3 protein-coding genes are annotated in these 3,324 nt (G+C 74.3%); all 3 read left to right on the forward strand.

The annotated features are described in order from the left end of the window. A partial coding sequence (metE, locus tag ACFE67_RS14655) for a 5-methyltetrahydropteroyltriglutamate--homocysteine S-methyltransferase (RefSeq protein WP_375407607.1) occupies positions 1–1,991 on the forward strand: 1,991 nt, incomplete at its 5' end. 118 nt (positions 1,992–2,109) lie between these two features. Continuing rightward, positions 2,110–2,703, forward strand: a complete 594-nt coding sequence (locus tag ACFE67_RS14660) for a DUF1992 domain-containing protein (protein WP_375407608.1) — start codon at positions 2,110–2,112, stop codon at positions 2,701–2,703. 45 nt (positions 2,704–2,748) lie between these two features. Beyond that, positions 2,749–3,213 carry a GNAT family N-acetyltransferase gene (locus tag ACFE67_RS14665; protein ID WP_375407609.1) on the forward strand — a complete coding sequence of 155 codons (465 nt, stop codon included), beginning with the start codon at positions 2,749–2,751 and terminating at the stop codon, positions 3,211–3,213. Positions 3,214–3,324: the final 111 nt, after the last annotated feature.

Consider the following 3,324-nt stretch of genomic DNA (forward strand, 5'->3'; position numbering starts at 1 on the left):
ACCAGCCGCCGCTCGAGATGACGAAGTGGTTCGACTCGAACTACCACTACCTCGTACCCGAGATCACGGCGGACACCGCGTTCCGGGCCGTGCCGGAGGCGTTCGTCGCGCGCTTCCGCGAGGCCCTGGACGATGGCGTCCGCACCCGGCCCGTGCTCGTCGGCCCGGTCACGTTCCTCGCGCTGAGCAAGGACGCGGAGGGGTCGAGCCGCCCCTTCGACCGGCTCGACGACGTGCTGCCGGTCTACGCCGAGCTGCTCGCCGCGCTGCGCGCAGCCGGCGCCGAGTGGGTGCAGCTCGACGAGCCCGCGCTCGTCTCCGAGAGCCTCGACGTGCCGTCGGAGGAGCTCGCCGCCGCGGCCGCGCACGCGTACGGCGTGCTCGGCGGCGCCGAGGACCGCCCCGCGCTGCTCGTCGCCGCGACGTGGGGCTCGCTCGACGACACGGCGCTGACGGCGCTCGCGTCGAGCCCGGTGGAGGCGCTCGCCATCGACCTCGTCCGCGGTGCGCTGCCGACGGAGATCGACGAGACCGTGCGCGCCGGCCTGCTCGGCAAGACCCTCGTCGCCGGCGTCGTCGACGGCCGCAACATCTGGCGTGCGGACCTGGCCGGCGCACTCGGCCGGCTCGAGTCGGTCGGCCGGCTCGCGGGCACGATCGCCGTCAGCACCGCCACCTCCCTCCTCCACGTGCCCCACGACGCCGACGACGAGTCGGAGCTGCCCGCCGCGCTGCGCGAGCGCCTCGCGTTCGCCGATCAGAAGGTGCGCGAGGTCGTGCTGCTCGCCCGCGCGGTGCAGGAGGGTCGCGAGGTGATCGCCGACGAGGTCGCGGAGAGCGATCGCGTCCTCGCCGCCTGGGTCGAGACGCCCGGCGTGCAGGTGCCCGCGGTCCGCGCACGCGCCGCCGCGGCGACCGCCGCCGACCGCACCCGGGTGCCCTACGGCGACCGGGTCGAGGCGCAGCGCGGCCTCGGCCTGCCGCCGCTGCCGACCACCACGATCGGGTCGTTCCCGCAGACCGCCGACGTGCGACGCCTCCGCAGCCGCCTCGCGAAGGGCGAGCTGACGACCGACCAGTACGAGGCCGGCGTCCGCGACGAGATCGCGCGCGTCATCGACCTGCAGGAGGAGCTGGGCCTCGACGTGCTCGTGCACGGCGAGCCCGAGCGCAACGACATGGTGCAGTACTTCGCGGAGGCGCTCGACGGCTTCGCGACGACCACGAACGGCTGGGTGCAGTCCTACGGGTCCCGCGCCACGCGGCCGTCGATCCTCTGGGGCGACGTCAGCCGGCCCGAGCCGATCACGGTGCGCTGGTCGACCTTCGCGCAGAGCCGCACGGCACGACCGGTCAAGGGCATGCTGACCGGCCCGGTGACGATCCTGGCGTGGTCGTTCGTCCGCGACGACCAGCCCCTCGGCGACTCCGCGGACCAGGTCGCGCTCGCGCTGCGGGACGAGATCGCGGACCTCGAGGCGGCCGGCATCCACATCGTGCAGGTCGACGAGCCGGCGCTGCGGGAGCTGCTGCCGCTGCGGCGGGCCGACCAGGCCGCCTACCTCGAGTGGTCGGTCGGCGCGTTCCGCCTCGCGACCGCCGGCGCCACGCCCTCCACCCAGGTGCACACGCACCTCTGCTACTCGGAGTTCGACGTCGTCATCGACGCGATCGACGGTCTCGACGCCGACGTGACGAGCATCGAGGCGAGCCGCAGCCGGATGGAGGTGGTCGACGCGGTCCGCGAGTCCGCCTTCGCGCGCGGCATCGGCCCGGGCGTCTGGGACATCCACTCGCCGCGCGTGCCGAGCGAGGCCGAGGTCGCCGGCGCGCTCGCCGCCTCCCTCGGCGCGATCCCGGCGGAGCGCCTCTGGGTGAACCCGGACTGCGGGCTGAAGACCCGCGGCTACGAGGAGACGGTCGCCTCCCTGAAGAACCTGGTCGCCGCCGCGCGCCAGGCGCGCGAGCGGCTCCCCGCCCCCGTCGCCTGACCACGTTTCGCGGATCAGGCTGGATTCTGAACACGCCGCTTCCCGGTGGAGCCGGAGCGGCGCGTCGCTGGATCCAGCCTGATCGGCGAAACGTGGAGGCAGAATCACTGCAGCGCCCATGACGAAACGACCACCACCGGACAGCCGCCTCGCGGCCGCGCGCTACTCGATCGAGCGCGGGATCCAGGACGACGACGAGACGGTGGACCGCGGGCAGGTCAGCGCGGACGAGCGGTCGATGGCCGTCGAGGTCGCCATCCAGCAGGCGATGCGCCGCGGCGACTTCGACGACCTGCCCGGCGCCGGCAAGCCGATCGCCGACCTCGGCGCCGTCCGCGATCCCGACTGGTGGATCCGCCGCAAGATCGAGCGCGAACGGCTCACGGGGCTCGGGCCGCCGGCACTCACCCTCCGCAGCGAGGACAGCGGGATGCGGGACCGGCTCGACGCTCTGGCCGGTGAGGCCATGGTCCGGGAGGTGCTCGAGGACTTCAACGGCCGGGTCAAGGAGGCGCGGCGGCAGCTGCTCGGCGGACCGCCCGTCATCACGCGGCCCCGCGACGTGGAGGAGGAGGTCGTCGCCTGGCGGCAGCGGGCTCGGGACCGCCGGGCCGCGCGCGAGCAGGCGCTGGCGGAGGAGCAGGCGCGCGAGGCCGCCGCACTGGCCTCGATGACCTGGCGCGAGCGCCGCCGCGCGAAGCGCAGCCGCTGACCGAACCCGCCCGACCGCTCTGTACGCCGCCGCTACGGTCGAGCGATGACGACGATCGCGCCGATCACGCCTGCCGATCACGCCGACTGGCTGCGGCTCTGGGCCGGCTACCTCCTGTTCTACGAGCAGGCGCTGCCGCAGGAGGTGACCGACGACGTGTTCGCCCGGCTCGCCTCGGACGACGGGCTGCACGGCGCGATCGCCCGGGACGACGACGGCGCGGCGATCGGCCTCGTGCACTGGCTGCTCCATCCCTCGACCTGGTCGACGACGTCGTACTGCTACCTCGAGGACCTGTTCGTCGCGCCGGACACGCGCGGCGCGGGCGTGGGCCGAGCGCTCATCGCGCACGTGCGCGAGCAGGCCGCCGCCGCGGGCGCGGCGAAGGTCTACTGGCTCACCCGGCAGGACAACGCGACGGCCCGCGGCCTCTACGACCGGGTCGCGCGGTCGACCGGCTTCGTGCACTACGAGACCTCGTCCGAGCCGGGCCGTCCGGAGCGAGGATGAGCAGCACGGAGGCTGGTGCCATCGCGATCCCCGCCGATCCGGGAAGGAGGATCCCGCGCTCGACCGAGCGAGCAGCCCGGTGTGCTGGACTCCCCGCATGACCGTCACCGC

Source organism: uncultured Amnibacterium sp., assembly GCF_964244015.1.
Taxonomy (GTDB): Bacteria; Actinomycetota; Actinomycetes; order Actinomycetales; family Microbacteriaceae; genus Amnibacterium.

Excerpts from the sequence above, each read along its gene's own strand:
- ACFE67_RS14665 (WP_375407609.1), top strand. The coding sequence starts at position 2,749 with ATGACGACGATCGCGCCGATCACGCCTGCCGATCACGCCGACTGGCTG.
- ACFE67_RS14660 (WP_375407608.1), top strand. The coding sequence starts at position 2,110 with ATGACGAAACGACCACCACCGGACAGCCGCCTCGCGGCCGCGCGCTAC.